Annotated in this window: 25 protein-coding genes; 7 read left to right on the top strand and 18 right to left on the bottom strand. The window is 55.1% G+C overall.

Going from position 1 to position 24,510, the window contains the following annotated elements:
• Positions 1–21: 21 nt before the first annotated feature.
• The 3 genes from MWU64_RS10030 to MWU64_RS10020 all read left to right on the top strand — a co-directional run bounded on the left by MWU64_RS10030 (position 22) and on the right by MWU64_RS10020 (position 1,763).
• A complete protein-coding gene (locus MWU64_RS10030) occupies positions 22–555 on the top strand; it encodes a DUF2390 domain-containing protein (RefSeq protein ID WP_247063983.1) in 534 nt (177 codons plus the stop codon).
• A complete protein-coding gene (locus MWU64_RS10025) occupies positions 549–935 on the top strand; it encodes a DUF4124 domain-containing protein (RefSeq protein ID WP_247063981.1) in 387 nt (128 codons plus the stop codon). Before MWU64_RS10030 ends, MWU64_RS10025 begins: the two co-directional genes overlap by 7 nt.
• A 123-nt stretch (positions 936–1,058) precedes the next feature.
• Positions 1,059–1,763, top strand: coding sequence for an FKBP-type peptidyl-prolyl cis-trans isomerase (locus tag MWU64_RS10020; RefSeq protein WP_247063979.1), 705 nt, complete (start codon positions 1,059–1,061; stop codon positions 1,761–1,763).
• A gap of 85 nt (positions 1,764–1,848) precedes the next feature.
• On the opposite strand, the gene rsd is transcribed toward MWU64_RS10020, so the two are convergent.
• Positions 1,849–2,328, bottom strand: a complete 480-nt coding sequence (rsd, locus tag MWU64_RS10015) for a sigma D regulator (protein WP_247063977.1) — start codon at positions 2,326–2,328, stop codon at positions 1,849–1,851.
• 109 nt (positions 2,329–2,437) lie between these two features.
• Complete coding sequence (locus tag MWU64_RS10010; protein ID WP_247063975.1) at positions 2,438–2,944, bottom strand: disulfide bond formation protein B; 507 nt, start codon at positions 2,942–2,944, stop codon at positions 2,438–2,440.
• Positions 2,945–3,072: 128 nt separating this feature from the next.
• On the opposite strand from MWU64_RS10010, the gene MWU64_RS10005 reads away from it, so the two are divergent.
• The gene (locus tag MWU64_RS10005; RefSeq protein ID WP_247063973.1) at positions 3,073–3,465 is read left to right on the top strand and encodes a flagellar basal body-associated FliL family protein; all 393 of its coding nucleotides are present in this window, start codon (positions 3,073–3,075) and stop codon (positions 3,463–3,465) included.
• A gap of 9 nt (positions 3,466–3,474) precedes the next feature.
• On the opposite strand, the gene MWU64_RS10000 is transcribed toward MWU64_RS10005, so the two are convergent.
• The 4 genes from MWU64_RS10000 to MWU64_RS09985 all read right to left on the bottom strand — a co-directional run bounded on the left by MWU64_RS10000 (position 3,475) and on the right by MWU64_RS09985 (position 9,533).
• Positions 3,475–3,693 (bottom strand): hypothetical protein, encoded by a 219-nt coding sequence (locus tag MWU64_RS10000; protein WP_247063971.1) that lies wholly within the window; start codon positions 3,691–3,693, stop codon positions 3,475–3,477.
• Between the two features lie 113 nt (positions 3,694–3,806).
• The gene (gene gshA, locus MWU64_RS09995; RefSeq protein ID WP_247063969.1) at positions 3,807–5,363 is read right to left on the bottom strand and encodes a glutamate--cysteine ligase; all 1,557 of its coding nucleotides are present in this window, start codon (positions 5,361–5,363) and stop codon (positions 3,807–3,809) included.
• Positions 5,364–5,427: 64 nt separating this feature from the next.
• Entirely contained in the window at positions 5,428–7,749 is a 2,322-nt protein-coding gene (locus MWU64_RS09990) for a Tex family protein (protein ID WP_247063967.1), read from the bottom strand.
• A 56-nt stretch (positions 7,750–7,805) separates the two neighbouring features.
• Positions 7,806–9,533 (bottom strand): bifunctional diguanylate cyclase/phosphodiesterase, encoded by a 1,728-nt coding sequence (locus tag MWU64_RS09985; RefSeq protein WP_247063965.1) that lies wholly within the window; start codon positions 9,531–9,533, stop codon positions 7,806–7,808.
• A gap of 142 nt (positions 9,534–9,675) precedes the next feature.
• On the opposite strand from MWU64_RS09985, the gene rep reads away from it, so the two are divergent.
• Positions 9,676–11,694, top strand: coding sequence for a DNA helicase Rep (gene rep, locus MWU64_RS09980; protein ID WP_247063963.1), 2,019 nt, complete (start codon positions 9,676–9,678; stop codon positions 11,692–11,694).
• Positions 11,695–11,742: 48 nt separating this feature from the next.
• Here rep and MWU64_RS09975 read toward each other — a convergent pair whose 3' ends face one another.
• The gene (locus MWU64_RS09975) at positions 11,743–12,150 is read right to left on the bottom strand and encodes a cytochrome c5 family protein (protein WP_247063961.1); all 408 of its coding nucleotides are present in this window, start codon (positions 12,148–12,150) and stop codon (positions 11,743–11,745) included.
• Positions 12,151–12,356: 206 nt separating this feature from the next.
• Here MWU64_RS09975 and MWU64_RS09970 point away from each other — a divergent pair, with 206 nt between their 5' ends.
• Both MWU64_RS09970 and MWU64_RS09965 read left to right on the top strand, forming a co-directional pair.
• Positions 12,357–12,695, top strand: coding sequence for a hypothetical protein (locus MWU64_RS09970; protein WP_247063960.1), 339 nt, complete (start codon positions 12,357–12,359; stop codon positions 12,693–12,695).
• A 47-nt stretch (positions 12,696–12,742) separates the two neighbouring features.
• Entirely contained in the window at positions 12,743–13,813 is a 1,071-nt protein-coding gene (locus MWU64_RS09965; RefSeq protein WP_247064012.1) for a phospholipase A, read from the top strand.
• Between the two features lie 132 nt (positions 13,814–13,945).
• Here the strand turns inward: MWU64_RS09965 and MWU64_RS09960 are convergent, their stop codons facing one another.
• The 11 genes from MWU64_RS09960 to MWU64_RS09910 all read right to left on the bottom strand — a co-directional run bounded on the left by MWU64_RS09960 (position 13,946) and on the right by MWU64_RS09910 (position 24,469).
• The gene (locus MWU64_RS09960) at positions 13,946–15,298 is read right to left on the bottom strand and encodes a phosphomannomutase (protein WP_247063958.1); all 1,353 of its coding nucleotides are present in this window, start codon (positions 15,296–15,298) and stop codon (positions 13,946–13,948) included.
• Between the two features lie 9 nt (positions 15,299–15,307).
• Positions 15,308–15,784, bottom strand: a complete 477-nt coding sequence (gene bfr, locus MWU64_RS09955) for a bacterioferritin (protein ID WP_247063956.1) — start codon at positions 15,782–15,784, stop codon at positions 15,308–15,310.
• A 151-nt stretch (positions 15,785–15,935) separates the two neighbouring features.
• A complete protein-coding gene (locus tag MWU64_RS09950; RefSeq protein ID WP_247063954.1) occupies positions 15,936–16,142 on the bottom strand; it encodes a bacterioferritin-associated ferredoxin in 207 nt (68 codons plus the stop codon).
• A gap of 99 nt (positions 16,143–16,241) precedes the next feature.
• On the bottom strand, positions 16,242–17,534 hold the full coding sequence (gene pepQ / locus MWU64_RS09945) for a Xaa-Pro dipeptidase (RefSeq protein WP_247063952.1): 1,293 nt from the start codon (positions 17,532–17,534) through the stop codon (positions 16,242–16,244).
• 70 nt (positions 17,535–17,604) lie between these two features.
• Positions 17,605–18,615 carry an oligopeptide/dipeptide ABC transporter ATP-binding protein gene (locus MWU64_RS09940; protein ID WP_247063950.1) on the bottom strand — a complete coding sequence of 337 codons (1,011 nt, stop codon included), beginning with the start codon at positions 18,613–18,615 and terminating at the stop codon, positions 17,605–17,607.
• Positions 18,612–19,610, bottom strand: a complete 999-nt coding sequence (locus MWU64_RS09935) for an ABC transporter ATP-binding protein (RefSeq protein WP_247063948.1) — start codon at positions 19,608–19,610, stop codon at positions 18,612–18,614. Before MWU64_RS09935 ends, MWU64_RS09940 begins: the two co-directional genes overlap by 4 nt.
• 4 nt (positions 19,611–19,614) lie before the next feature.
• Positions 19,615–20,547 (bottom strand): ABC transporter permease, encoded by a 933-nt coding sequence (locus tag MWU64_RS09930; RefSeq protein WP_247063946.1) that lies wholly within the window; start codon positions 20,545–20,547, stop codon positions 19,615–19,617.
• Positions 20,544–21,593 (bottom strand): ABC transporter permease, encoded by a 1,050-nt coding sequence (locus tag MWU64_RS09925; RefSeq protein WP_247063944.1) that lies wholly within the window; start codon positions 21,591–21,593, stop codon positions 20,544–20,546. Before MWU64_RS09925 ends, MWU64_RS09930 begins: the two co-directional genes overlap by 4 nt.
• Before the next feature lie 80 nt (positions 21,594–21,673).
• Complete coding sequence (locus tag MWU64_RS09920) at positions 21,674–23,236, bottom strand: ABC transporter substrate-binding protein (protein WP_247063942.1); 1,563 nt, start codon at positions 23,234–23,236, stop codon at positions 21,674–21,676.
• A gap of 140 nt (positions 23,237–23,376) precedes the next feature.
• Positions 23,377–24,057 carry an LrgB family protein gene (locus tag MWU64_RS09915; protein ID WP_247064010.1) on the bottom strand — a complete coding sequence of 227 codons (681 nt, stop codon included), beginning with the start codon at positions 24,055–24,057 and terminating at the stop codon, positions 23,377–23,379.
• Positions 24,058–24,103: 46 nt separating this feature from the next.
• Positions 24,104–24,469: a CidA/LrgA family protein gene (locus MWU64_RS09910; RefSeq protein ID WP_247064008.1), complete on the bottom strand. Its 366-nt coding sequence runs from the start codon at positions 24,467–24,469 to the stop codon at positions 24,104–24,106.
• Positions 24,470–24,510 lie beyond the last annotated feature (41 nt).

Raw genomic sequence — 24,510 nt, 5'->3', positions numbered from 1 at the left:
AGGAAGAGGGCTACCGTGACCATGACGCAGACAGATTCACTGACTCTGCCGGCCTTAATGGAACCGGACAACCCACTTTGGCGTTATGCACTGGCCTGTTGGCAAAAACCGGACTTAGCCGAAACCTGCCTGATGTTGCAGGCGCAAGGCTGGAGCGTAACCCGTATTCTTTGCGCTGGCTGGTTAGGGGTGAACGGACGTACGTTCACCGGTATCGAGGACGCTAAGGTAACAGAGTGGCGCGAGCATGTAACCGGTCGCATCCGCGCAGCAAGAAAATCGATCCCCCGGGATCATGGCCCGACTCATGAATTCCGAAGCGCCCTCGCAAAAGCTGAATTACAGGCTGAGCAAACAGAACTGGCGCTGGCATGGCAAACGCTTTATGAGCGCAACCCGGACGTTGCGAGCATGCACAACTGCACCACGGTTATCGTGCAGAACTTACTTTCCGCAGCTCCACTCACGACACGGGAAACTCAGCCTATGACCCAAATTACCAAGCTTGCCAGCCTTTTGGCGGAGCATTCTCAACGGAGCACCGAGCCATGCTGATGAAATGGCTGATACGGTTATCATTCCCTGCCCTTGGTCTGCTGTTGTTGCTGATCTTTTTCGGACTGGGCGATCCGGAACAAGTGTCCGAGCCGGTACGCAACGCCGAAGCCGAGGCACCGCTGCCCCCCTTTGAAGGGCTTGTTCCGTCTCCGGCCCCTACCAACGGCCCTGATATCGTATTCAAATGGAAAGATACGGATGGCCACTGGCACTACGCCGACCAGCCCCCCGCTCAGGGCCAGTGGAACGCACTGGCGATCGAGCGCAACGAAGCACCTTCAAAAAATGCCCCCGCGGCCAATGCCGGTGATGACTGGCAAACGCCCTATAGCGCGCCTTTCTCTCTCAACGGCCCAGCCTACAACAGAGAGTCATGACAATCACCATGCCGCAGCCTTAACACTTGTTCAGTAGCATCCTCTTACAGAACCCGTTAAGTTGTTGACCCTAAATTTCCAACAGGGCCGAAGAGCCCTGAAACATGTGCAAAGGAACGATTCATGAAGAAAACACTCTTAGCCGTAGCCATGGCCGGTGTTGTTGCCGGTTGCTCAACCACCGAGCCAGATCCGTCACTGGAAACCACACCAGAGAAAGTCAGCTATGGCATGGGCCTGGTCATGGGCGAGCGCATGAGCAATGACCTGCCCGACCTGCAACTGCAGCAGTTCATTCAAGGCTTTGAGCATGGCCAATCCGGCGACGAAGATGCCAAGCGTCTGACCCGTGAAGAAATCCAAACCGCGCTGATGGCCTATCAGGAAGAGCTGCAAAGCCAGCAAAAAGAACAGTACGAAGAGCTGGCCCAGAAGAACAAAGAAGCCGGTGAAGCTTTCCTGGCTGAAAACGCCGAGCGTGAAGAAGTGCAAACCACCGAGTCCGGGCTTCAATACGAAGTGATTGAAGAAGGCGACGGTGACAAGCCAACCGCTTCAGACCGTGTGCAAGTGCACTACACCGGCGAGCTGATCAACGGTGAGGTGTTCGACAGCTCACGGGAACGTGGCAAGCCGACCACCTTTGGCGTTGGCCAGGTAATCCCGGGCTGGATCGAAGGCCTGCAGCTGATGAGCGAAGGGGCTCGCTACAAGCTGTATATCCCGGCAGAACTGGCCTACGGTGCCGCCGGCAACCAGGCCATTGCTCCGAACGAAACGCTGGTCTTCGATGTTGAGCTTCTGAAAATTAACCCAGAAGCCGAATAATCGCGATTGGCACTAAAAAGCCGGTCTGAGGGGCAACCCCAGACCGGCTTTTTTGAATACAACAAAGGTTTGCTCAGAACCGGCTTCAGGCCGAGGCTACCTTCTCCGCATGGGCTCCGTGCAAGTTCTCAATCAGAAAATCTTCCATCTCAAACCGGCTTTCCAGCACTTCACCTAAGCGCGAGAGCTCGTTAAACAAAGTATCGACATCTTCTTGCGTCAAAATACGGCTATCGACTTGATCATTGAACGCTAACGCCACTTCGGTGGTCTTCTGAATCTCCGGGTAGACTTTGGCAGCCAATTCCAGTCCGCCGTCGTCAAACTCCCGCGCCTCCTGAATCAACTGTTCGTAGACTTCAAAGTGGCCCGCCGATACATAGTCCACCAGCACTTCACACAACCGGATGAACTTTTTGCTCAGGGCCTCTGATGGACTGCGATCGCTTTCGCCGGACAGCTCGCAGTAATGAACCAGAAGCTGCTGCCGTTCTTTCAACCAGCGGTCAATCAACTCACTGACGCCGCCCCAGCGCTCCTTGGCATTCCGACAATTCTCCAACATGACGCCTGTCTCCCTTCGACCAAGCAACCAGTTCACTGGCTTTATTATTCAAGTGGCTTCGCTTTCGTCTAGTCAAGTTACCCCAAGGCTGCCGTGAGTCGCAACTATTTCAGCTCTGCAACTTTTGGCCAAACCAACGGGGGCAAAACAGCAAAGCCAAGCCCAACAAAACCAGCCCGGCAAAGAATACGGCGGTCCAACCCGGTATGCTTAAGCCCAGGAAACGCCATACCACCGCGGCGCAATCTCCGGTGCCGCGAAGTGCGGTTTTGAGCACATCGAGCCAGGGCAAAGCCTGCAACAGGTAATCAACCGAAGGTCCACACGCCGGAACCTGATCGGCCGGCAAATTCTGCAACCAGAGCTGTCGCCCGGCGATACCCAAACCCGCACCCGCCGTAAGAATGAGAAAGAAGCCGTATATCCGGCGCCCCATCTCGGCGGGCCCGTGCAGAAAGGCGATCAGACTCACCAACCCTGCGCCCATGAAACCGAAGCGCTGCAGCCAACAAAGCGGGCACGGCTTCATTCCCATAACGTGTTCCATATAGAACGCCACCGCCAGCAGCCCCGCACACAGTAAAAACACAAAGCCGAATACCCATCTGCTTGTCAAAACGTCACCTCGGAATCATGATGTCAGGTACACATACTCGATGGACCCAATCGTAACCTATGAATAACGCTAAGCACATGACCAAGAACCGGATATTTTTCTTACGCCTGCTATTGGTGCTTCTTACGATGAGTTTGTGGCAGAACGCCGCGGTGGCCGAGGAGGGCGAAGAAGACGCCCCCGAGGAGAAGGCTGTCACTGACTACATTGAAATGAAGCCAGCTTTTGTTACCCACGTAGGCAAGCCGGGCAACAAGATAAACTACCTGAAAGCCGCTGTGACTCTGCGAGCCTCCGGCGAGTCGGTACGGCCAGCAGTAGAGGCACACTCTCCAAGACTGCGCCATGAACTGGTGGTGCTATTCGGGGAACAAACGGATTTAGACACGCTGTCATCGATGGAAGGGCAACAGGCCTTGCGCGAAGAAGCCACCCGAAGAATTAACAGCGTACTTGAAGAGCAGCAAACCGGGGAGCAAATCACCGGGGTACTGTTTACGGAGTTTGTGGTGCAGCGTTAACGCGCGGATTCAGGCGATGTGTGCAAACAGGTTGTCGTTCTGCTGCTGTTTCTGAGCCTCGGCAACCGCTTGCGCGTCATCCCAGCCGGCTTCCCATGCCGCGATCACCACGTCGCCACGGTAGGGGCAACGAGACTTTGCCATGCCCATAGAACCTGCCATTGCGCCTTGGCGATACGCTTTATTAAGCGCTTCGACATCCCAACCGAGCCCACTGTCCTTTGCCATAACGTGTCTCCCTACTTTGTATTACACAACGTAACAGCAGGTAACAGAGGCCGCAAACCCAGATCAGTAATCTGTGCGTCACGTCCCTTTTTAGTGGTGACGCACAGTACGGTTCAGGATTTCAGATAATCGTCCAAAAACTCAGCGAAGGATTGGGTATCAGCGGCTTCCATAGCTGCCTGCTCGGCTTTGGAGTCGCGGGACATGGCTTCAAAGCGCGCGAGGGTATCCGCCGACAGCGGCTTTTCGGTCAGTGTCTGTTTATGTTGTTTCGACACAGACAGCACCCAATCCCGGTGCCCCAAACCGGAGGCACTCATGGCTTCCATTACCCGTGCCGACGGCACAGACCAGTCGTCGCCTTCAATCTTCGCTTGCTGGGCCGACAGTGCCGTCTGATAGGTTTCACCGCCTTGCCAGCTGTCCAGCAGTTCCGCTAAGGGCTGCAAACGCGACAACAGTTCTTTGGCCGCCGGGCCCACAGCAACCCGCGCACCACCCTGACACAAGGTCAAATCCTGCCAGCGCCCTTGGGCAACCACGTCTTTGTAGCCGTCATCGAGACGGTCGCACTCGTCTTTTCCAATCACCGGGGACTCAGAGAGCAGGCAGTCCAACAAGAAAAGATCCAGAAAATCCACTTGCTCGCGATTGATGCCAATCGGCGAGAACGGATCCAGATCCAGGCACCGCACTTCTATGTATTCGACACCACGGGCATCCAGCGCCTGAATCGGCTTTTCGCCGCGTTCTGCCGTACGCTTGGGGCGAATCGCGCTGTAATACTCGTTTTCTATCTGCAGGATGCTGGTGTTGAGCTGTATGAACTCGCCGTTCCGGCGCGTGCCGATCGCCTGGTAATCCGGCCAGTCGGTATGAATGGCCTGATCCAGCGTCTGGGTGTAGGTGGTTAGCTCGTTGAAACAAATGTTCAACGACGACTGGGCGTTGTTGTGATAACCCAGATCGCCCATTCTCAGCGAGGTGGCATAAGTACCGGCCCAAGTGCGATCGTCGAAGCGTTTCAGATCGTGCTTTACGCTCGCCACGAAACTGGCATCCAGTGCCGGCGAGGCGCCAAACAGCAGCATCAGCAACCAGCTCCGGCGACGAAAGTTCCGAATCAACCAGAAATACTGCTCGGATTTGAAATCCTTCAACGCGCCGGTACTCCCGGTCACTTCCTGCCACTTCGTCCAGAAGCTGTCGGGTAACGAGAGATTGTAATGAGTCCCGGCAATACTCTGCATAATACGGCCATAGCGCACGGCCAGGCCTTGGCGGTAGACGTGCTTTAGCTGGCCGGTATTGGACGTGCCGAATTCAGCAATCGGAATACTCTCGTTGCCGTTGATCTCACAAGGCATACTGGCAGCCCAGAACACTTCATCGCCAAGGTTCTGCTGCACGAACTGGTGGGTATCCCGCAACGACGCGAGCATACCTTCGGTGGTGTTAAATACCGGTGTGATCAGTTCTAACAGAGCTTCAGAGTAGTCTGTTGTGATCTGAGGATGCGTGAGCGCTGCCCCCAGAGCAGACGGGTGCGGTGTTTGCGCGATAAAGCCATTGGCATCGGCCCGCAAACCTTCTTTTTCGACACCCTTGAGAAAGCCGCCCCAATCGGACGCAGAGAATTGGTAAAACAGGGAGTGGCGGGAATCAGCCATTGTATGCTCCTGTAAGGCGGCGCGCTTATCATTGCGTACACCGCCACTGAATCATGAATAGAGGTCAGCGACCGTCTTTTCGCGCTGAAGCCAAAGCCTGAGCCAGCGCACCCGCCATGGCACTCTGGCCCTGACTGTTTTGTGGTTTGCTGCTGGAACGTTTGCCTGCCCGGTCACCGCCTTTGGCAGACTTGGCCGAGGTATCTGCGCCCGGCTGATCGTCCATGCGCATCGACAGGGCAATCCGTTTACGGGGGATGTCCACTTCCATGACCTTGACCTTCACAATATCACCCGCTTTAACCACTTCGCGGGGGTCTTTGACGAAAGTATTAGACAAGGCAGAAATATGAACCAAGCCGTCCTGATGCACGCCGATGTCAACGAATGCTCCGAAATTGGTCACGTTGGTGACTGACCCTTCGAGCACCATGCCCGGTTTCAGATCGTTCAGGGTTTCGACACCCTCTTCAAAGCTAGCAAAGCGAAATTCCGGGCGCGGGTCCCGGCCTGGTTTTTCCAGCTCAGCAATGATGTCTTTCACGGTGGGCAAACCAAACTGTTCGGTAACATAATCCTGCGGGTTCAAACTGCGCAGAAAACTGGCATCACCCATGATGTTTTCAATCTTGCGATTGTTGCGTTTGGCGATGGCTTCGGCCACGCCATAGGCTTCCGGGTGCACCGAAGAACCGTCTAACGGGTTTTCAGCGCTGGCAATCCGCAGGAAACCTGCTGCCTGTTCGAACGTCCGCTCGCCCAAACGGGCAACCTTCAGCAGCTGTTTGCGGCTTTTGAAAACACCGTTCTGACTCCGGAAATCCACAATATTTTGCGCGATGGTCTGACTCAAGCCTGACACTCTCGCCAACAACGGAACGGAAGCCGTATTCAGATCTACGCCAACACCGTTAACACAGTCTTCCACCACCGCGTCCAGGCTACGTGACAGCTGCACCTGAGACACGTCGTGCTGGTACTGGCCCACGCCAATGGATTTCGGCTCGATCTTCACCAATTCTGCCAAGGGATCCTGCAGGCGACGGGCAATCGATACGGCACCACGGATGGTCACATCCAGATCTGGCAGTTCCCGGGAGGCAAATTCCGACGCGGAGTAGATGGACGCGCCGGATTCGTTCACCACAATGCGGGCCAGCTTCAGATCCGGGTAACGTTTGGTCAGATCCGCCACCAGCTTTTCAGTTTCCCGGGAGGCCGTACCGTTACCGATAGCGACCAGCTCGATCTTGAATTTCTGACACCAGGCCGCCAGCTGGGCAATCGAACGATCCCATTGGTTCTGTGGTGCGTGCGGGAAAATGGCGCCATGGTCCAACACCTCGCCGGTGCCGTCGATCACTGCCACTTTGACGCCGGTACGAAGGCCGGGGTCCAACCCCAGTGTCGGCCGGGGCCCGGCAGGTGCCAGCAACAGCAGATCTTTCAGATTGGCGGCAAATACATTGATGGCTTCGGCCTCGGCTGCTTCGCGCACCTGCGCCATCAGATCGGTTTCGATCTGGGTAGACAGTTTCACGCGCCAGGTCCAACGCACTACGTCGTTCAACCATTTGTCTGCGGCCCGGCTGTTGTCACGAATATTCCAATGTGCGGCAATGCGCTGCTCAGCGGGGTGCGGCTGACGGCGGTCGTCTTCCCCATCGCCCATGACAATAGAAAACGTCAGTACGCCTTCGTTACGGCCACGCAGAATGGCCAATGCGCGATGCGACGGCACCTTTTTGAGCGGTTCCACGTGATCAAAATAATCGCGGAACTTAGCGCCTTCGGTTTCTTTACCGGCGACCACGGTTACTTTCAGTTGCCCGTCTTGCCAAACAAAATTTCGCAGTGAGCCTAACAGCTCCGCGTCTTCGGCAAAGCGCTCCATCAGGATGTAACGTGCGCCGTCCAACGCCGCTTTGGTATCAGCGATGCCGGCTTCGCCGTTCAGGTAGCCTGCAGCGGTGCTTTCGGGGTCCAGTGTAGGGTCGTCATAAAGCGCATCGGACAAAGGCTCCAGACCAGCCTCACGAGCTATCTGAGCTTTGGTCCGGCGCTTGGGTTTGTAGGGCAGGTATAAATCTTCGAGCCGGTTCTTGGTATCGGCTGAGTTGATGCTGGCGCACAGCTCATCGGTCAGCTTGCCTTGCTCGTCGATGCTTTTCAGAATCGCACCGCGACGATCTTCAAGTTCTCGCAGGTAGCGCAAGCGCTCTTCCAGGGTTCGCAACTGACTGTCGTCCAGCGAGCCGGTTACCTCTTTCCGGTAGCGGGCAATAAACGGAACCGAGGCTCCTTCATCCAGCATAGCAACCGTGGCGTTAACCTGTTGCTCGCGTACTCCGAGTTCTTCAGCTATACGCTGGGAGATACTGTTCATGCAACCTCTGTCATATCGCTTGCGAAATTAAAGCGCAAAGGTACAGCGGCTTACTCTTACAGGCAAGCGGACCGGTTCTGTTGGGTCAAAAATTGAACAAGATCATCCCACGGCATAGGCCGTGCGAAATAGTAACCCTGAATCTCGTCGCAATGCTGTTGCTGGAGAAATTCCAGCTGCTCTTTCGTCTCTACACCTTCAGCAACAACACTCATGTGCAGGCTGTGGGCCAGCGTGATAATGGCTCGGATAATGTGCTCCGCATCCGCTGAATTTCCCAGGTCCTGTATAAACGACTTATCGATTTTCACCAATGAGATGGGCAGGTGCTGCAGGTTACTCAACGAAGAATAACCGGTACCGAAATCATCCAGCGCAAAGCTGACCCCCAGCTGGTTAAGCTCACGCAGGCAACGCTGGGCATATTCCGGGTCGTGCATCATAGCGCTTTCGGTGAGTTCCAGCTCCAACAGACTGGTATCCACATTGGCGTTGAAAATAATCCGAAATATGGTTTCGGTCATTTTCGGGTCGTGGAACTGCCGGAACGACAAATTCACCGCCATCACCAGCCCCGGGAAACCCAGTTCGGCACTTTCCTGCAAGCGCCGGCAGGCTTGCTCGATCACCCAGTAGCCAATCGGCACAATCAGGCCGCTACGCTCTGCCACCGGAATAAATTCATCAGGCCCGATCATGCCTCGCTTCGAGTGGTTCCAGCGCAGCAGGCACTCCATTCCGCGCACTTCGCCCGTCGCCAGGTCAATACGGGGCTGGTAGTACAACTCCAATTCCTGCGCCCGGATCGCGTGGCGCAGGTCTGTTTCCAGTCGCAGCTGATACCCGGTCGAAATATGCAACTCGCGATTGTAGAAACGGTAACTGGTACCGGTATCTTGCTTGGCTTCAAACATGGCCCGATTCGCACGGCGCATTAACTCTTCCGGACTGTCGCCGGCTTCCGGATAGGTCGCCACGCCCAAGCTGGCACTGATCACAATACTCTGGCCATCGATCACCACGGGCTCGGGCACCTTCATCACCAACGTGCGAATGATCTGGCTAAGGTCCAGGGAATCTTCGACTTTCTCAATGATAATCGCCAGCTCGTCGCCGCCAATACGGGCCAGCGAATCCAGACGTCGCAACTCCCGCCTGAGCCGATCAGCCAACTGAACAATGAGCTGATCACTTTTCTGGTACCCGAAAGATTCGTTAATGCTGCGAAAACTGTCCACATTCAAGTGAATCAGTGCGAGCCGGCTCTGAGTCCGTTCGGCGCGCAGCAAAGCATGCTGCAAGCGCTCAAAGAACAGATCCCGATTGATAAAACCGGAGGCCACCTCGCGACCCAACTGACCGTGAGACAACACAGAGAGTTGCTCCCGATACCACAAACATTTTACCGCGCGCCGAAAGCCCCAGGTTTCCAAACTTTGCCGGCACAAATAATCCGCTGCACCGCCAGCCAAAAGTTCCGGCCCTTTATCGTCGCTGGCCTCCGCGCTGATGGCAAGAACTGGCTTATCACCACCGGAGACGGTTAAATACTGAAGAAACGACGATTCACACCCGGCATGAAACACGCAATCCCAAACGATGACATCAAAGCTGGCGTTGTAGATCAGGTCGTCACAATCGATGAGGTCCGGGCACCAAGTTGCATCGAGGCTCAGTGCAGCATCGCCGGAGAGCATATCCTGATACCACAAGAAATCTGTGTACTCGGTAGTTAAAACAAGAAGACGCAGGCGATCGTGCCGGCTGTCAGGGGGCAAGGTCATTGCACGGGATCCATGTATCGGTAAGCGTAACATCCGTAGTTTCTAGCATAGCGTAAGATCCCGAAGGTACATACTGCCGGGCTGGTGTAGAATAAAAAATAGTGATTCTTCCTGCACGATTCTTATATTTGGCCTCATTACTGTGAACAAGCTCAATCCCAGACAAAGAGAAGCGGTTCGTTACGCAGACGGCCCCCTGTTGGTACTGGCCGGTGCAGGCAGCGGCAAAACCAGCGTGATCACCCGAAAAATTGCCCACCTGATTGAAGATCTGGGCATCCCCGGCCGTCACATTGCGGCACTGACCTTTACCAACAAAGCCGCTCGGGAAATGAAGGAACGAGTGGGCAAGATCGTTGATCGGGGAAAGGCCCGTGGCCTGATTGTATCGACCTTCCACAACCTGGGCCTGAACATCATTCGGGATGAACACCCGCATATGGGCTATCACCCCGGCTTTTCGATTTTCGATGCCGAGGATGCCAAAGCCCTGCTGCAAGATCTGATGATGCGTGGTGGCAGTGCGGAGGCCGGCGACGAAGTGAACGACGTGCAGATGACCATTTCGTCGTGGAAAAACGCACTGCGCAGTCCTGCCGAGGCCTACAGCAAAGCCGCTGATGAACGCGAACAACGCATCGCCATCATCTACAAGCAGTACAACGAGTACCTGAAAGCCTACAACGCTGTTGATTTTGACGATCTGATTCTGCTGCCCGTTCAGTTGTTCCGGGATTTCCCGGACGTACTGGCAAAGTGGCGCAAAAAGATTCGCTACCTGTTGGTGGATGAGTATCAGGACACCAACGTGTGCCAGTATGAGTTGGTCAAACAATTGGTGGCTGAACGCGCCGCGTTTACCGTGGTCGGCGACGACGATCAGTCGATCTATGCCTGGCGAGGTGCCCGCCCGGAAAACCTGGTGCAGCTTAAAGAAGATTTCCCTAGCCTGAAAATCGTTAAATTGGAGCAAAACTACCGCTCCACGGGCCGGATTCTGCGCAGCGCCAACACCGTGATCGCCAACAACCCCCACGTGTTTGAAAAGGCTTTGTGGAGTGACCACACCATCGGTGAGGAAATCCGCATCATCCGCTGCCGCAGTGAAGACGCCGAAACAGAGCGGGTTGCCACCGAAATTCTCGACCAAAAGCTTAAAAACGGGCTGAACTTTCAGGATTTTGCGGTGCTCTACCGGGGCAACCATCAAGCCCGGCTGCTGGAAATGAAGTTGCAGGCCTACCAGATTCCGTATCGTCTCTCCGGCGGTCAGTCGTTCTTCTCCAAGAGCGAAATCAAAGATGCCATGTCGTACCTGCGGTTGCTGATCAACCCGGACGACAATGCGGCCTTTCTGCGCGTGGTGAACGTGCCGCGACGAGAAATTGGCCCGCGCACTCTGGAACAACTGAGCCATTACGCTCGGTCCCGCAACGTTAGCCTGTTCAAGGCCCTCAGTGATATGGGCGCTGAAACCCATGTCACCGAGAAAGGGCTGGATCGCCTGCGCCGCTTTGCCCACTGGGTAGACAAAACCTGCGAAAGGCTGTTTTCAGAAGACCCGATTCCGGTGATCAAGCAACTCTTCACCGATATCGAATACGAGGAATGGTTGCACCAGCACTCCGGCAGCCCGAAACAAGCGGAGCGCCGGATGGAAAACATCTGGTATTTGGTGGAATCCATCCAGCGCATGCTGGACGACGGCAAAGGCACCGCGGATGAGCTGGGCATTGAAGATGCCATCGCCAAACTGATTCTGCGCGACATGATGGAACAGCGGGAAGAGGAAGATGACAGCGACAAGGTCCAGCTGCTGACGCTGCACGCCTCCAAGGGGCTGGAGTTTCCGCACGTGTTTATCATGGGGCTTGAAGAGGAAATTCTGCCACACCGAAGCAGCATTGAAGAAGGCAACATTGAGGAAGAACGGCGGCTTATGTACGTGGGCATCACCCGCGCGCGGGAAACTCTGTCGCTAACCTATGCTGCTTCACGGAAACAATACGGCGAAAAGCTGGAAACCATCCCCAGCCGTTTTCTGGACGAGTTACCGGAGGAAGACGTGAAGTGGGAAGGCTTGGGTGATCAGGATAAAGAAGCCAACCAGAAAAAGGGCAAGGCGACCCTCAGTGCTCTGATCGGAGATCTCGGCCTCTAAACCAACAAAGCCCCGCATCGCGGGGCTTTGTTGCATTTCAAGCCAATCTTACTGGCTTGACTCGACCATGTGCTCAACCGCTGCGGTGATTTCTTCATCCCCGCAACTGGCACAGCCACCCTTCGGCGGCATGGCATTGAAACCGTTGAGCGCGTGCTCAAACAAGGTTTCCAGACCTTTCTCGATGCGAGGAGCCCAGGCATCGGCATTACCAACAACCGGCGCACCCGCAGCACCTGTTGCGTGACAGGCGGTGCAGGTAGCTTCATAAACTTCGCTGCCTGAACGCGGCCCGGAGCTGGCCGGTGCGGCAACCGCTTGGCCGCACTCGTCACCCTGCAAACACAGCTCACCTACTGGCTTGATGCGCTCACGGATTTCGTCTTCAACACTTGCCAGTGCAGTACCGGCAGCCAGGCTAAAGCCAAGCAAACCAACAGCCAGGACTCTCTTCATCTTCACAATGCACCTCGCATTTGAGCGTTATAATATTTCGGTCGCAGCATTATAGCGATTGAGCCCCTGCAAAAAAACCAAACAGCAGAATCAGAATTTGATTTCAACCCATTTAATGACAGTTTTGTAGGCTGCAACCCAATGCTATTCGTTTCCGGTTACCATAGGCGCTACTGTACCACCCTTCACGACCTGTGAGCCTTAGCATGCCCCAAATACCTGACAATCAACCCGATAAGCGCCGCAAGCCGCTGCTGATTCTCGAGTTTAGTTCTTTGGCGATTCTGCTGTTTTCAATGGGCTGGTTCAGCAGTCAGTCCAGCGCCGACAACCCCATCAGTCCGGCTTGGTTGCTGGTTCCGGCATTGGCCAGCCTCGGTGTGTTTTTAAGCTTTATCGGTTTAATGTATTTGCGTTGGGTCGCGGCCGCCACCGATGAACGCCGCAGCCGCCACAAGGTGATTTTTGCCTTACTCGCCATCACGCTTTTGGGTATTTGGATATACGGCATCGGTAACACATGGATTAGTCTCAGCGCCAGTTAAAGGAATTCCTTATGACGTTTCGATTTCATTTCGCCTTTTCACTGAGCATGCTCACGTTGGCACCGGCGTTACCGGCCTGGGCCGACGGTGAGAATGAGCCGGATAACGTGGACTGTGCGCTCATTGTAGACGGCGTTCGCAGGCTTGCCTGTTACGACGCCCAACATGATCCAAAAGCGGCCCGGGAAGAAGCGAAGGAGGAATCTGTCGAGCAGGCAAACAAGCGTGCCGATGTCTTGGCCGTCGACAAGGAGAAGCGCGAGGAGATTGTGGGTAATGCTTTGGAGGATGATCCGGATGCCGGCGTAATGGATTCGCTGGTCAGCAGTTATCTGGAAGCAGAGAAGAGCTTGTTTTACTTCACCGGCAGCTTTGTTTCCCACAAGCCCAATTACATTTTGCCCCTGACCTGGGTGAAAGACCCGAATTACACGCCGTACAGCCCTCGATTGGGCCACACGTTTTACGATTACGATCTCAGCCGGGAGGAGGCGAAGTACCAGCTCAGCTTCAAGATTCCCCTGTTGACGGGGATTTTCGATGAGCAAACCACGTTCTGGTTTGGTTATACCCAGAAGTCGTTTTGGCAGGTGTACAATCAGGATGAGTCTGCGCCGTTTCGGGAAACCAATTATGAGCCGGAGTTGTTTTTCCGCCACCAACTGAATTGGAACATTGGCCCGGGTACGTTAAACACGGTGTCGGTGGGGCTCAATCATCAGTCGAACGGGCAGGCGGACCCGCGTTCGCGGAGTTGGAACCGCATTATGGGCTCGGCGGCGTACAGTTATAATCGCTGGCTATTTATGGTGAAGCCTTGGTTGCGGTTGCCTGAGAGCGGCAGTGATGATGACAATGCGGATATTGAGCGGTATTTGGGGCACGCCAGTTATCATGCGGTGTATAAGCTGACGGAGGATCGTACGTTTTCGTTGAAGCTGCTGAATAATTTGAGGTCGGATAATCGGACGTCGGTGGAGTTTGGTTATAGCTTTCCTATGGGGGATTCTTTGAAGGGGTTCTTCCAGTATTACAACGGCTATGGCGAGAGTTTGATTGACTATAACGTGCGGGTTGAGCGGTTTGGTATTGGGGTTATGTTGAACGATTGGCTCTAAGCACTAAGGCAAGCAAAGGAGTAAGGCCGAGGTATCGGGTACACCCTCTAAAACGGAAAACGTGGTTTCCCTGAATGTTTTAGAGGGTGTACCCGATACCTCGGCCCCGATCTTTGTGCTGAACGCCTTTCGTTACGCGTTCAGCTTTTCCATTTCTCCTAGTAGTTCTTTTGTTTTCTCTTCCATTAGGGCGATATCCGCTCTGGATTCTACGTTTAGGCGAACCACCGGTTCGGTGTTCGACATGCGCAGGTTGAAGCGCCAGTTGTCGAATTCGATGCTCAGGCCGTCTACGAAGCTGACGTTTTTCGCGCCGAAGGAGTATTTCTCTTCGATGGCAGCAATGACCTTCGCCGGGTCGTTGATGGTGCGGTTGATTTCACCGCTGGCCGGGTAGGCTTCGATTCTGGCGTCGATGAGGGACGACAGGGTTTGGCCGGACTGGCACAGGCGTTCGGCGATCAGTAGCCATGGGATCATGCCGCTGTCGCAGTAGGCGAAGTCGCGGAAGTAGTGATGGGCGCTCATTTCGCCGCCGTAGACGGCGTCTTCGTCGCGCATTCTTTGTTTAATGAAGGCGTGGCCGGTTTTGCTTTCAATGGCTTTGCCGCCGGCAGCTTCTACCAGATCCTGGGTGTTCCAGACCAGTCTTGGGTCGTGGATGACGCTGCCGGGGCCGGTTTTTCTGAGGAACTGGTCTGCCAGCAGGCCGACGATGTAGTAGCCTTCGATGAAGCGGCCGTTTTCGTCGAAGAAGAAGCAGCGGTCGTAGTCGCCGTCCCAGGCGATGCCCATAGCGGCGCCATGCTCTTTAACGGCGTCAGCGGTGGCCGCTCGGTTTTCTTCGAGGATGGGGTTAGGCACGCCGTTCGGGAAGTTGCCATCGGGCTGGTGGTGCACTTTGATGAATTCGAATGGCAGGTGTTTTTCGAGTTCGTCGATCACCAGACCTGCACCGCCGTTGCCGGCGTTGACCACGATCTTCATCGGTTTCAGGGCGGCCGCGTCGATGTATCCCAGCAGGTGGTCGATGTAGGCACTGGTAACTTCCAGTGTTTCGTATTTGCCTTGCACCGGGGCATCCGCGAACGGCTCTTTTACCCGATCACGAATCTCGTTCAAGCCGTTATCGGAACTGATCGGGCGGGATTCCGGCCCCACCATTTTCATGCCGTTGTGGTGCTTGGGGTTGTGGCTGGCGGTGACCATGATGCCGCCGTCTGCGCGGTAATGGCTGGTCGCGAAGTACACGTACTCAGTGCCGCACAAGCCGATGTCGAGCACGTCAGCACCGGCGGCCATCAGGCCGGAGTTCAGGGCTTCGGCGATTTCCGGGCTAGATAAGCGAATGTCGTATCCAACGATGACCTTTTTCGCGCCGGTGACTTCGACGTACGCCCGGCCGATTTTCTCGGCCAGGGTCGGGTTCAGCTGCTCTGGTACGCTGCCGCGCAGGTCATAGGCCTTAAAGCAAGACAGATCCATTGTAAGTAATTACTCCGCTGCGGATGACTGAAGCTGTATGTAGTTCTGGATGCCCATCTGTTTGATCATTTCGAGCTGAGTTTCCAGCCAATCGATGTGTTCTTCTTCACTGTCCAGAATGCTGCGGAACAACTGTCGGGTGGTGTAGTCGTTCACCTGCTCGCAGTAAGCAATCGCTTCTTTCAGATCCACATGGGCCATGTGTTCGATTTTCAGGTCACATTCGATCATTTCCTGCACATTCTCACCAATAAGAAGCTTGTTCAGGTCTTGCAGGTTGGGCAGGCCTTCGAGAAACAGGATACGCTCGATCAGCTGATCGGCGTGCTTCATTTCATCGATGGATTCTTCGTATTCTTTGGCGGCGAGTTTGGTGATGCCCCAGTCTTTGTACATGCGTGAATGCAGGAAATACTGGTTGATGGCCGTCAATTCGTTGGCAAGTACCTTGTTCAGGTATTGAATGACTTTCTTATCACCTTTCATTGCAACGCTCCTTATCTCTCCGGGGCCGTATCAAAGTTGAAACGGTGCCAGCGGCTGTTTCGGGTTCCGCGAATCCCTATGGATTTCGCGTATCACCAGACAAGGATAGCGTGTTAGAACCTATTTCGAAATCAGGGGGGTAAAAAACCCGTCAGGCTGGAGTCGCCAACATGTTGGCCATCGCCAGATAATCCGATGAACGGGTTTCTTTCAGTATGCTCCGGGCCATGCTCGCACAGCGGCCGCACTGGGTGCCAACACCCAACTCTTTACCAAGCTGGCGTACAGACGAGGCGCCATTTTCTGCGGCTTCGCGGATGTCTCTGTCGGTAACTCCGTGGCAAAGGCATACGTACATAGAGGGCTCTCACTAACGATAACAATGTTAGTGATAATTATTGTCATTCCCATCCCTGATTGCAACCCCGATTGCGTTATTTTTGTTCAATAATCGGGATCACGATTCTGCTTCGCGGGTCAGGTTGCGGTTCCCCGTCTCGGTTACCACCACGTTGTCTTCAATGCGGATACCCCCGCAACCCATCAGTTCGTACAACCGTTCGCGGTTTAGGTGCTGCCCCAGCGGCCCCGCCAGTATCGGTTCAAGCAAAGAGGGTATGAAATACAACCCCGGCTCGATGGTCACCACCATGCCGGGCTCCAACGTTCGAGTCAGGCGCAGAAACGGAGCATCGTCCGGTGGCGGGGCAGGTTTACCGCCCACATCGTGCACCTGTGCCCCTAAGAAATGCCCAATGCCATGGGGGAAAAAGGCTCGGGTGATACCCTCAGACACCATGTCTTCATCACTCAGCCCGGTCACCAGTCCCGCGGCATTCAAGAGCGCGGCAATGCCTTGGTGGGTACGGCGATGAATATCCACATACTCCACCCCAGGTGCCACCATGTCGCACAAGCGGAACTGCAATTGTTCAAGCCCGTGCACCAAGGCAGCAAAGCGTCCTTCCTCTACTCCAGCGGTGGTGCGGGTAATGTCAGAGCAATAGCCCCGGTAACGCACACCGGCATCAATCAACAAGCTGCGGGACTTTGTCGGCGTTGCGGTGTCGTAGTATTGGTAGTGCAAGGTACCGGCGTGTTCGTTGATGCCGATAATGCTGTTATACGGCGCTTCGGCTTCCCGCTGTCGAGTGGCCTGCTGGTAGGCCAAGCTGATATCAAACTCGCTGGCACCGGCCAAAAAGGCATCGCGTGCGGCCCTATGGCCAGCCACCGCCAATACGTTGGCTTTAGCCAAGCATGCGATTTCGTATGGAGTTTTGTGTACTCGGGTTTCATTCAGCGCGGCGCACAGTGGTTCGGGGTTATGGTGGCCGGACAAACCGACAAGCAGATCCGGATCGCCGATAACGGCTAACTCGCTCACGCCCTCGAATTCCGGGGCAGCGCGGTGTTCGCGAAAAGTCAGCTCGATTTCTTCGTGCCAAGGCTCCGATGTCAACTCTAAGGTCGCATGCCAGAAGTCCACCGGTTTATGCAACGACAACAACGGTTTATGCCCGGGCCGGATCAACAGCCAAGCGTGTTCGAACCCGGCCAAGCCTGTCCAGTGCAAGAACGGTCCATAACCCTGAAACGCCCAGCCCTGATCGTCACCGTATTGCAGAGGCGACGCCCCGGAGCTGATCAGTAACCCGTCGTACCCGTATTCCGCCAGCACGGCCTGGTATCGGGTTTGAAGCGTTTTGATGTGATCGCGCTGAAGCGTCAGCAAATCGGCATCCAACATGGTGGGTTCCTGCTCAGTTAATGTCGTTGAAGAAAGCCTCCCTGCTGTCTCCCGTAGCAACCTCGGCTTGTTAGAGCCGCCCTTCTTCCACTGCGTGGCAAGCCACCTGCACGTTGGCATCGGTGGCAATCAGCCTTGGCACCTCGGTGCGGCAGCGCTCGTTGGCGTGCGGGCAACGGCCGTGGAAAACACACCCTGAAGGCAAGTTCACCGGCGTTGGCACTTCCCCTTGCAGCCGAATGTAATTGGGCCGTTCATCTTCCAGCTTGGGAATGGCAGACAACAGCGCCTGCGTATAAGGGTGGCGCGGGTTAGCGAACAAGGTTTTCGTGTCCGCCAGCTCACACACCCGTCCCAGATACATCACTGCCACCCGGGTACCGAAGTGCTCAACCACCGCCAAGTCGTGGGTGATGAACAAATACGTCAGGTTGCGGGTTTCCTGCGCTTCCATCATCAGGTTGAGCACCTGCGCCTGAATGGAAACGTCCAATGCGGAAATGGGCTCATCGGCCACGATAAACTCAGGGTCTACCGCAAGGGCTCGGGCTATGGCGATACGCTGACGCTGGCCGCCAGAGAACTCATGACCGAAGCGTGCGCCCCAATCGGGGTCAATCCCGACCGACTGCATCACTTCCTGAACCTTGGCGCGCACTTCACTCTGGGACAAATCTGGCTGGTGAAACCTTACCGGCTCTTCCAGCGTTTGCTGGATGGTCATGCGCGGGTTCAACGACGCATAGGGGTTCTGGAAGATCATCTGCATTTTACGACGGTACGGCAGCGCATCGCGCCCCTTCAGGTTATCGATACGCTTACCGTCATAATGGATTTCGCCGGCCGTCGGCGACAGCAGCCCCATGACCGTGCGCGCCACCGTCGATTTACCGCAACCCGATTCGCCGACCACACACAGAGCTTCGCCTTTATGCACCTGCAGGTTCACGCCGTTGATGGCATGCACAGCTTCCTGTTTTCGCTGAAAACGGCCGTCCTTGAAGGTGATTTGCTCCAGCAAACTGCCAGACAGATCGAACTGTTTTTCCAAGTCACGAATTTCAACCAAGGGGGAGGTCATGGGCGCTCCTCCTGCATGTGCTTCTCCTGCTCAATCCGTTTGCTGACTTCGAAACATGCCACGTCTACTCGCCCTGCCTGCACATAATCCGGCATCGCCTGCCGACACTCGTCGGTCGCGTATTCGCAGCGGGGGTGGAACGGGCAACCGGTAGGTACGTTTTTCAGAGACGGCATAGAGCCGGGAATCTGGAACAGCCTCGCTCCGGGCTCGCCCATTTGTGGCAAGGCGCTGATCAAACCTCCGGTATACGGATGCTGCGCATTGTCGATAATGTCGCGGGTTGGACCCTGTTCGATGATCCGGCCCGAGTACATCACCAACATCCGCTGCGTCACCTGAGACACCACACCCAGATCATGAGTGATCAGCATCAGTGCAACGTTTTCCTGCTCACACAGATGCAGCAGCAAATCCATGATTTCGGCCTGAATGGTGACATCCAGCGCGGTGGTGGGCTCATCGGCAATGATGACCTCCGGGTCGAGCAACAAGGCGATCGCAATGATCACCCGCTGGCGCATGCCGCCTGACAGTTCATGAGGGTACTGATCCAGCCGTTTCTCCGGCGACGGAATCTGCACTTTTTGAAGCCGGTCCAAAGCAATCGCCCGGGCTTCTTTCTTACTGATTTTTCGATGCGCCAGAATGGCCTCAACCATTTGCGTGCCAATGGTCAGCACCGGGTTCAGAGTCATCATCGGATCCTGAAAAATCATTGCGATGCGATTGCCGCGAATCTTGCGCAATTCCCGCTCACTCATGGCGGCCAGATCTTTGCCTTCGAACAGAATCTGACCACCGGCAATGTACCCCGGCTTGGCGATGAGGTTCAGAACGGAGAACGCCGCCACCGATTTACCGGCACCGGACTCCCCTACCAACCCCAAACGCTCGCCCTTATCCAGGCTGAAACTGATGCCGCGCAAGGCCGTTAAATCGCCGCCACGCACGGCAAAACGCACATCCAGATTTTTTACCTCCAACAGTGCCATGGCGTTACCCCTTATACAGCCGTGGGTTCATTACATCCCGCAACCAGTCACCCAACAGGTTGATGACCAGCACGAGCACCACCAGCACCAGCCCCGGAATCAAGGTAATCCACCAAGAGCCACTCTGAATGTAGTCAAATCCGGATTTGATCAATGAGCCCAGAGACGGTTGGGTTTCCGGCATCCCCAAGCCGAGAAACGACAGCGCCGCTTCGGAAATAATGGCGTTAGCGATCTGCACCGTGCCAATAACAAAAATTGGCGACAGCGTATTCGGCAAAATATGACGGAACATAATGCGCGGAGTGCCAAAACCCATGACTTTGGCGGCGTCCACGTACTCTTTCTTCTTCTCCGCCAGCACCGAGGCACGTACAGTCCGGGCAATCTGCGGCCATTCGGCCACCCCGATGATGAAGATCAGCATGTAGATGGCAATTTCACCGAACATCAGGTTGCCAAAGCTGGCTTTAAAAACCGCGCCGACAATGATCGCAACCATCAGGGTTGAGAACGACAGCTGAACATCGGCAATGCGCATCAGCACCGCATCGACTTTGCCGCCCAGATAACCCGCCAGCAGGCCAAACAGCACACCCAAAATGGATTGCAGCAAGACGGCACCAAAGCCGATCATCAACGACACCCGGGTGCCGTACAAGATGGTCGAGAGCAGATCACGGCCTTGAGCATCGGTGCCTAACGGGAAGGCCGGATCGGCGCCGTCCAGCCCCGCCGGCGGCAGCTCGGAATTCATGATGTCGATCTGCGCCAGATCATAAGGGTCAGCGGGTGCCAGCATGGGCGCAAACACCGCCGCCAACACCATCAGCAGCAAGACGATAAAACTGGCGATAGCCACCTTGTCGCGTTTGAAGCTGTACCAGAAAAAGGACTCGCGGAAGCGGTCCCAGCGGGAAACCGTTGCCGTTGTCATGCTTTCTTACCTGCCAGTTTGACGGTGGGGTTGACCAATCCGTAGATCAGATCCACCAGAGTGTTGGTAATCACAAAGATCAGACCTACCACCATCAGGTAAGCCACAATCAGCGGGATGTCACTGCGGGTGATGGCTTCCAGGAACATCAGACCCAATCCGGGCCACTGGAACACCGTCTCGGTCAGAATCGTGTACGCCACCATGATGCCTATTTGCACGCCGCCAACGGTAATCACCGGCAGCATGGTGTTTTTCAACGCGTGAAGGAAATTGATTCGGCCGGCGCTCAAACCTTTGGCTCGGGCGAAACGAATGTAATCGCTCTGCAACACTTCCATCATTTCCGCGCGGATCAGGCGAATGAACAACGGCAACATGATCGAGGCCAACGAGATGCACGGCAGCAATAGGTGCGCCAAGCCTTCGCGGGTAAACAATCCGGAATACCAAGTGCCAAACAAGTGAACGAGATCATCACCGCGGCCATACGACGGTAAGCCGCCTTCGGTGGTGAGAAATTCGTTCATCCACTGCCCCCAACCGGTATCGCCCGGGAACCAATTCACGGTGACACCGATGGAGAACAACTGGATCAAGACAATGGCCGTGAGGAACACCGGGATCGAAATACCCACCGTGCTCACACCCATAAAGAATTTGGACAGCCAGGCTTGCGGCCGGATGGCCGAATAAACACCTATCGGAACCGACAAAAAGATGATTATTAAGCTGGCACCGATCACTAATTCAAGGGTTGCAGGCAAATGCTCTGCAATCACCTCAAGTGCCGGCTTGCTGTAAAAATAAGAGTTTCCAAGATCGCCCTGAATGGCGTTTCCGGCGAACCGGAAATACTGGACCAGAAAGGGATCGTTCAACCCCAACTCTTCGCGAATGGCTTCCCGTTCCTCTTCTGAAACGGACATGCCTACCATTTCCTGAAGCGGGTCCCCGAGGCCATCCTGTATGGCAAAGGCGATCACACTGATCACAAACATGACCAGCAACGCCTGGGATATCCGCTGAACCAAAAACGCTAGCATGAAGGATTTACCGTTGGTGAGTACTAGTTTACCCCTCTCCCGTTGCGGAAGAGGGGTTTGAGCACAGGAACTAGTGCCTGTTATTCAACGACGAGATCACCCAGATACGGGAAGTTCATCACGTTGAGCACAGGTGCAATGTTTACGCCTTTCTTGGCCGCCCACGCCAGGTCCTGCCAGTGCAAAGGTACAAAAGCGGCGTCATCGTACAAGCGCTGCTCAACTTCTTGCAACATGGCTGCACGCTTGTCCAGATCGGTTTCGACGTTGGCTTTCTTCACCAGTGCGTCGATTTCCGGGTTACAGTAGTTGCCCGCGTTGTACTGTCCTGCGCCAGAACCCGCTTCCGGGCAGAACGTCAGGAACTCGAAGAAGTTTGCCGAGTCTTCGGTGTCGGCGTGCCAGCCAATCAGCATCATGTCGGCGGCGCGGTTATCGTACTCCGGCCAGTACTGCGCTTTCGGCAAAGTTTTCAGGTCTACTTTGATATTGATGCGAGCCAACATTGCGGCAGCCGCCTGCGCGATTTTGTCATCGTTCACGTAGCGGTTGTTCGGCGACATCATAGTAATGGTGAAACCGTCTTCGTAACCCGCTTCTTTCATCAACTGCTTGGCTTTGGCCACATCAAACCGGGGTTTCAGGTTTTCGTTGTGGCCCTGATAACCGGCTGGTGACATCTGTGCTGCAGGGGTGGCAAAACCCTTCATGATTTTGGCGGCAATGCCTTCCTGATTAATGGCATAAGCGATGGCTTGGCGCACCTTCGGGTTCTTGAATGCTTCAACCCGCTCCTGATTCATGTGGAACAGGATGATGCGGGTACCGCTCATGGTGACCAACTCACTGTTGCGGTCACGCTTGATACGGTCCAGATCGTTCGGTGGCACCGGTGCGATGAAATCCACGCCGCCGGACAGCAGGGCTGACACACGCGTCGCGTTTTCCTTGATCGGCGTCAGGACAATTTTGCCGACGTTGCCCGGCGACTCGGTGTCCCAGTAATCTTCAAAGCGTTCAAATTCAACACGCACGCCCTGACGACGATCCGCAACGGTGAAAGGCCCGGTACCAGACAGGTTCTCCGAAGCGAAGGAGTTTCCGTGCTTGAGGATGGCGTCTTTATCTTTGCCGTCTTCGGTTTCACCGCTGTAAAACTCGCTGTCCAGCGGGAAGATATAGGTCGCCGTGTTCAGCAGTAGCGGAAACGGCTCGGCGGTCTTAAGTTCGAAGGTATAATCATCGACAACTTCAATGCCGCTGAACGGCTGGAAGATGGCCTTAAAGTCTTGGCTTTCTTTCAGACGGTCATAGGTGAACTTCACATCCGCTGAGGTGAGTTCGTTACCAGAGTGAAACTTCACACCTTTGCGCAACGTAAAACGCATGGTGTTTTCGTCTACACGCTCCCAGCTTTCAGCCAGACGCGGCTCAAACCCGAGATCTTTACTCCAACGCACGAGCGGATCAAACGCCATGTGGGACAACTGCAGAATACCGCCAGACAGTTGCTCATGGATGTCCAGCGTGACTGGATCAGAATCGTACGCGACCTTCAGTTCTTTCGTTGCTTCTGCGGCCATTGCTACCGGCGCAGCCGCCAGCGCCATAGAACCTACAAAAGCTGCTAATAATTTTTTCATCGCAATTTCCGTCTCTATTTTAGGAGTTTTCCACGGAACACCGGCACACGCAGGTGCGGCTGTCTAAAAACAAACTAGCCGTGACATAGGCTTACAGCAAGCAAATCTATCACACCTAATAATCAGGTCACGAACCACTCTTACAAGAGAGGCTCGACCAAATGAAAGGCCAGCGGCAAAAATACTGCGGTAAAGACTCCGGTCAACCCCATCCCCAGCGATGAGAACGCTCCTGCAGTAGGGCTGATTTCAAAGGCTCTGGCGGTACCAATGGCATGGCCATTCAGGCCCAGGGCAAAACCGATGATCCGGTCATCTGTAATTTTTAACCACTTCGCCGTCCAATCCACAAACAAAGACGCCAGCACACCGGTGATCAGCAAAGCGCCCAGCGTGAGTGAAATGGAGCCTCCGATTTGCTCTGCGATCCCCATCGCAATCGGCGCCGTCACGGACTTGGGTGCCAGCGATGCCAGCACCAGCGGCGTTGCTCCCATCAGCCAGGCAATGCCGAGCGCATACACCGCGGCGAGGGTGGCTGCGAGCGGCAACGTCATTACAATGGGTTTCCAAAGCGCGCGAATATGGTGCATCTGTTGGTACAGTGGCACCCCCAAAGCCACGGTGGTCGGGCCCAACAATACCGTTAACCAGGACGCGCCGGCGTAATATCGGTCAAACCCGAGGCCTGAAACTGCCACCACCAAAGCCAATAAAACCGCCGCGATCAGTACCGGCGGCATCCATAAGGGTTTTCGGAAGCGGGCAAACAACCATTGGGCGGCCAGAAAAGCACCCAGCGTTAACGCAACGGACAGCATAGGCCCCGCAGCTAACGCCTTTAGAGCGTCGGTAGGCAGCGTTGATTCAGTCACGCTCATCACCCTCCACGGCCGCGCCAGTTGCTTTCTTCATCAACAATAGCGTGGTAAAAACGCTGAGCAACGTACCCAAAACCAGCGCCACCAAAACGGTTGTCCAATAACCGCTGAACTGATCCACAATAAAGAAAGCGCCCACCACCCCCGGCGTAATAAGGAGCACCAAAACCGAGATCAAACCTCGGCTGGCTTCGGCCAGTTCATCACTGACCTTGCCTCGCAGCATCAACGTGAACGTCACCATGATCATTCCGAGTACACCACCATTGACCGGCAACCCAGCCACCAAACGCAACGCTTCGCCAAGCAGGAAGAACACCACCAGAACCAGAAAACCACGCAACATCACCATACTGCTATGCACTGCCTCGTCTAATTTGCTTTACACTACGC

It is taken from the genome of Marinobacter sp. S0848L (assembly GCF_023016065.1).
GTDB lineage: Bacteria > Pseudomonadota > Gammaproteobacteria > Pseudomonadales > Oleiphilaceae > Marinobacter.
This window is presented reverse-complemented; position numbering and strand designations above follow the sequence as displayed.

Excerpts from the sequence above, each read along its gene's own strand:
- MWU64_RS10030 (WP_247063983.1), top strand. The coding sequence starts at position 22 with ATGACGCAGACAGATTCACTGACTCTGCCGGCCTTAATGGAACCGGAC.
- MWU64_RS10025 (WP_247063981.1), top strand. The coding sequence starts at position 549 with ATGCTGATGAAATGGCTGATACGGTTATCATTCCCTGCCCTTGGTCTG.
- MWU64_RS10020 (WP_247063979.1), top strand. The coding sequence starts at position 1,059 with ATGAAGAAAACACTCTTAGCCGTAGCCATGGCCGGTGTTGTTGCCGGT.
- rsd (WP_247063977.1), bottom strand. The coding sequence starts at position 2,328 with ATGTTGGAGAATTGTCGGAATGCCAAGGAGCGCTGGGGCGGCGTCAGT.
- MWU64_RS10005 (WP_247063973.1), top strand. The coding sequence starts at position 3,073 with ATGAGTTTGTGGCAGAACGCCGCGGTGGCCGAGGAGGGCGAAGAAGAC.
- MWU64_RS10000 (WP_247063971.1), bottom strand. The coding sequence starts at position 3,693 with ATGGCAAAGGACAGTGGGCTCGGTTGGGATGTCGAAGCGCTTAATAAA.
- gshA (WP_247063969.1), bottom strand. The coding sequence starts at position 5,363 with ATGGCTGATTCCCGCCACTCCCTGTTTTACCAATTCTCTGCGTCCGAT.
- MWU64_RS09990 (WP_247063967.1), bottom strand. The coding sequence starts at position 7,749 with ATGAACAGTATCTCCCAGCGTATAGCTGAAGAACTCGGAGTACGCGAG.
- MWU64_RS09985 (WP_247063965.1), bottom strand. The coding sequence starts at position 9,533 with ATGACCTTGCCCCCTGACAGCCGGCACGATCGCCTGCGTCTTCTTGTT.
- MWU64_RS09975 (WP_247063961.1), bottom strand. The coding sequence starts at position 12,150 with ATGAAGAGAGTCCTGGCTGTTGGTTTGCTTGGCTTTAGCCTGGCTGCC.
- MWU64_RS09970 (WP_247063960.1), top strand. The coding sequence starts at position 12,357 with ATGCCCCAAATACCTGACAATCAACCCGATAAGCGCCGCAAGCCGCTG.
- MWU64_RS09965 (WP_247064012.1), top strand. The coding sequence starts at position 12,743 with ATGCTCACGTTGGCACCGGCGTTACCGGCCTGGGCCGACGGTGAGAAT.
- MWU64_RS09960 (WP_247063958.1), bottom strand. The coding sequence starts at position 15,298 with ATGGATCTGTCTTGCTTTAAGGCCTATGACCTGCGCGGCAGCGTACCA.
- bfr (WP_247063956.1), bottom strand. The coding sequence starts at position 15,784 with ATGAAAGGTGATAAGAAAGTCATTCAATACCTGAACAAGGTACTTGCC.
- MWU64_RS09950 (WP_247063954.1), bottom strand. The coding sequence starts at position 16,142 with ATGTACGTATGCCTTTGCCACGGAGTTACCGACAGAGACATCCGCGAA.
- pepQ (WP_247063952.1), bottom strand. The coding sequence starts at position 17,534 with ATGTTGGATGCCGATTTGCTGACGCTTCAGCGCGATCACATCAAAACG.
- MWU64_RS09940 (WP_247063950.1), bottom strand. The coding sequence starts at position 18,615 with ATGACCTCCCCCTTGGTTGAAATTCGTGACTTGGAAAAACAGTTCGAT.
- MWU64_RS09935 (WP_247063948.1), bottom strand. The coding sequence starts at position 19,610 with ATGGCACTGTTGGAGGTAAAAAATCTGGATGTGCGTTTTGCCGTGCGT.
- MWU64_RS09930 (WP_247063946.1), bottom strand. The coding sequence starts at position 20,547 with ATGACAACGGCAACGGTTTCCCGCTGGGACCGCTTCCGCGAGTCCTTT.
- MWU64_RS09925 (WP_247063944.1), bottom strand. The coding sequence starts at position 21,593 with ATGCTAGCGTTTTTGGTTCAGCGGATATCCCAGGCGTTGCTGGTCATG.
- MWU64_RS09920 (WP_247063942.1), bottom strand. The coding sequence starts at position 23,236 with ATGAAAAAATTATTAGCAGCTTTTGTAGGTTCTATGGCGCTGGCGGCT.
- MWU64_RS09915 (WP_247064010.1), bottom strand. The coding sequence starts at position 24,057 with ATGCTGTCCGTTGCGTTAACGCTGGGTGCTTTTCTGGCCGCCCAATGG.
- MWU64_RS09910 (WP_247064008.1), bottom strand. The coding sequence starts at position 24,469 with ATGGTGATGTTGCGTGGTTTTCTGGTTCTGGTGGTGTTCTTCCTGCTT.